Genomic DNA, 3238 nt, shown 5'->3' with positions numbered 1-3238 from the left:
GCCCTACCGCGCGTGTCAAGGGGGCACCTCCCGCCCAACCGCACCTGACGCTGGAACGGCCCCCTTGACACGTGCGGTAGCCCTCGTGGAGGTCGGCGGGATGACACGAAACCCGACCCACCACCCAGCAGAGGCTTGACCACCGAACCCCGTCATCCTGCTGATCTGCCCGTCCGGCGAGGACGCTTTTGCTCTTCCCCCTCGCTCACCCGTGCCACCGCCACCACGTGCCCGGCCACCTCCCGCCCCCGCTCCAACGGCAGCATGTGCCCGGCCCCCGGGTAGATCACCAACTCCGCGTGCGGCACCTCGTCCGCCAGCACCCGCGCGTGCCGCAACGGCGTCAACCGGTCCTCCGCCCCGGCCAGCACCACCACCGGCACCCCGGCCAACCCGACCAGCGCCTTCCGCCGGTCGTGCTCGTCCAGCGAGCCCCGGAACCCGACCATGCTCACCGGGTGGCACCGCCCGACCATCGCCGCGGTCGCCGCGACGTGCCGCCACGACGGCCGCCTGCCGAACAGCAACCACCGCAGCCCCGGCCGAGCGACCTCCGTCCGCCGCAGCAGCTCCGCCCGCCGCGAGCGCGCGATCCGCCGGTTGAGCGCCTTCTCCCCCGCCAGGAACGCCCGCCCGACCACACCGGGCAGCCCCAGCGTGGACCCGGCCAGCTCACCCGCCGAGGTCGCGACCAGCACCACCCCGGCGACCCGCTCGAACAGCGAGGGGTGCTGCTCGGCCAACGCCATGATCGTCATGCCGCCCATGGAGTGCCCGACCAGCACGATCCGCCCCACCGGCACCCGGTCCGCGATCACCTCGGCCAGGTCGTCCGCGCACCGGGCGATGGTCGCCGTGCCGACCGGCGCGGGCGCGGAGCCGCCGTGCCCCCGGTGGTCGTACCGCAGCACCCGGCCCGGCACCTCCGCCGCCACCACGTCCCACGACGTGTGGTCCAACGTCCAGCCGTGCAGCAGCACGGTCGTCAGCTCCGCGTCCCGCGGCCCGGTGTCGACCACGTGCAGCGCCGTCCCGTCGGACGTCACGAACCGACGCCCGGCCTCCCACGGCGCGGAAGTCCGCTCGCCCACCCCGGCCCCGCTCACCCGAGCAGGAACGACCGGCGCCACGCCCGCGTCCCGGGCGCGCCGACCAGCCCCACCTCGTCCAGGAACTTCATGATCCGCTCGCCCGACCAGCGGATCGTCTCCCGCCAGTGCGGGTTGGTCAGCGCCGCCTTGTGCGCCTCGTCCCGGTCCAGCCCGACCGCCGCGTACACCTCGGGGTTGATCAGCGACCGCGTGATGAACATGGACGTGGTCGCGATCAGCCACCGCTGGTACGGCAGCTCCTTGCGGGTCAGCTCCTCCATGCCGCGCACGACCTCCTCGCGCGCGAACCGCACGTGCCGGGCCTCTTCGAGCACGTGGATCCGGTTGACCATGCGCACCAGCGGCTGCACCGTCTCGTCGGCCATGGTCTCGCGCTGCAACCGGTCCAGGATCTCCTCCGCGACCAGGATCGACCCGTACAGCGCGGGCCCGTAGCCGATCACCGGCAGCAGCTTGCCGAGCTGGTGGGTGTACCGGCGCGGCCCGTAGGGCGGGCAGCCGATCCGCTCCACCATGCGGGCGAACATGGTCGAGTGCCGGCACTCGTCGGCGACCTCGGTCAGCGCGTACTGCGCGTGCTTCGTCGTCGGGTCGGAGCGGTAGACCTCCTTGAGCAGCATCTGCATCAGCAGGATCTCGAACCACAGGCCGACGCTGGCCACGCTGGCCACCTCGTGCCGGGACAGGTCGATGCGCTGCTCCGGGGTCATCCGCTCCCACAGCGCGGTGCCGTACAGCGAGCACCGGTGTTCCGGGGTGTACCGCAGGCCGTCGACCAGGGGCGCCGACCAGTCGATGTCGACTTCCGGGTCGTAGAACTTGTCGGCCGAGGAGTTGAGCAGGCGCTCGGCCGTCTTCTCGCGATCCGCGACCTTCAAGGTCCTCGACATCGGTCCCTCCCGGGATTTACGTGTTACTTGAGGTAACGGTTACTTCTGGTAGCGTGCGTCACATGGCTCGAACTGTCAAGGGCGGCACGGACGCGCGCCGCGAGCGGTGGAAGGGTCACCGCGAGGCGCGGCGCGCCGAGTTCGTGGAGGCCACGATCCGCGCCGTCGCCCAGCACGGACCCGACGTCGGCATGGACGAGATCGCCGCCGAGGCGGGCGTCAGCAAGCCGGTGCTCTACCGGCACTTCGCCGACAAGTCGGACTTGTACCTGGCCGTCGGCCGGCGCGGCACCGAGATGCTGATGGACCGCATGGGGCCCGCGATCGAGCACGACGGCCCGATCCGGGCGCGGATCAAGCGCATCGTGGACGCGTACCTGTCGGTGATCGAGGAGCACCCCAACCTGTACCGGTTCGTGGTGCGCAAGTCGTTCACCGACCGCCCGGTCGAGCAGGACGTGGTGACCGAGGACAAGCAGCTCATCGCGGCGGCCCTGGCCCGACTGCTGGGCGACTACCTGCGCGCGTTCGGCATGGACTCCGGCGGGGCCGAGCCGTGGGCGCACGCGCTGGTCGGCATGGTGCAGAACGCGGGCGACTGGTGGCTCGACCGGCAGTCCATGACGCGGGCGAGCCTGAGCGACTACCTCACCACGATCATCTGGCACGCCATCGACGGCCTGCTCCGCTCGGCGGGCGTGGTGCTCGACCCGGACGCCCCGCTGACCGCCGCGGCGCCGCCCGCGACACCCGCCGCCGGCTCGCCCGAAGACCTGCACGAAGGCCCCCACCTGCGGGTCGTCGACGTCGAGGAGGCGTGATGTCCGAAGAGCACGACGAGGACGGCTACACCGGCGAGGCCACGCTGGTGTTCGACGGGCGGGAGGTGCCGGTGAGCGTCGAGCTGCGCGGCTACTTCCAGCCCATCGACGGCCGCTACCACTGGTACGGCCGGGTCGGCGCGAACGACCGGGTCACCGAGCTGGTGGAGGGCGGTGCGCGGACCGCGCTGCTGCGCACCCCCGGCGGGTCGGCGACCGGGTCGCTCACCGACCCGGACCCGTGGCGGCGGTACCGCGTCGCGGGGATCTCCACCCCGCCGTTCGCGGTCGACTGAGCCGGGCCGGGAACCCCCGCCTGGGGGCGGCCCCCCGCCGCCCCCGCCCCGCCGTCCCCGGGGGCGAGGTACTTGCTCTTGCCGGCGATGATGCCGATCGGCATCCCGCCGCCGACGAG

4 protein-coding genes are annotated in these 3238 nt (G+C 72.6%); 2 read left to right on the top strand and 2 right to left on the bottom strand.

The features are described from left to right. Positions 1-152 precede the first annotated feature (152 nt). Both ACFXGA_RS39965 and ACFXGA_RS39960 read right to left on the bottom strand, forming a co-directional pair. Positions 153-1106: an alpha/beta fold hydrolase gene (locus ACFXGA_RS39965; RefSeq protein ID WP_378098354.1), complete on the bottom strand. Its 954-nt coding sequence runs from the start codon at positions 1104-1106 to the stop codon at positions 153-155. Further along, positions 1103-2002: a diiron oxygenase gene (locus tag ACFXGA_RS39960; protein WP_378098351.1), complete on the bottom strand. Its 900-nt coding sequence runs from the start codon at positions 2000-2002 to the stop codon at positions 1103-1105. Before ACFXGA_RS39960 ends, ACFXGA_RS39965 begins: the two co-directional genes overlap by 4 nt. Positions 2003-2064: 62 nt before the next feature. Here ACFXGA_RS39960 and ACFXGA_RS39955 point away from each other — a divergent pair, with 62 nt between their 5' ends. Beyond that, positions 2065-2823, top strand: a complete 759-nt coding sequence (locus ACFXGA_RS39955) for a TetR/AcrR family transcriptional regulator (protein WP_378098348.1) — start codon at positions 2065-2067, stop codon at positions 2821-2823. Continuing rightward, positions 2823-3119, top strand: a complete 297-nt coding sequence (locus ACFXGA_RS39950; protein WP_378098345.1) for a DUF4873 domain-containing protein — start codon at positions 2823-2825, stop codon at positions 3117-3119. Before ACFXGA_RS39955 ends, ACFXGA_RS39950 begins: the two co-directional genes overlap by 1 nt. Positions 3120-3238: the final 119 nt, after the last annotated feature.

The organism is Actinosynnema sp. NPDC059335 (assembly GCF_042752395.1).
Taxonomy (GTDB): Bacteria; Actinomycetota; Actinomycetes; order Mycobacteriales; family Pseudonocardiaceae; genus Actinosynnema.
The sequence above is the reverse complement of the archived record's forward strand: the minus strand, read 5'-3'. Positions and strand labels throughout refer to the sequence as shown.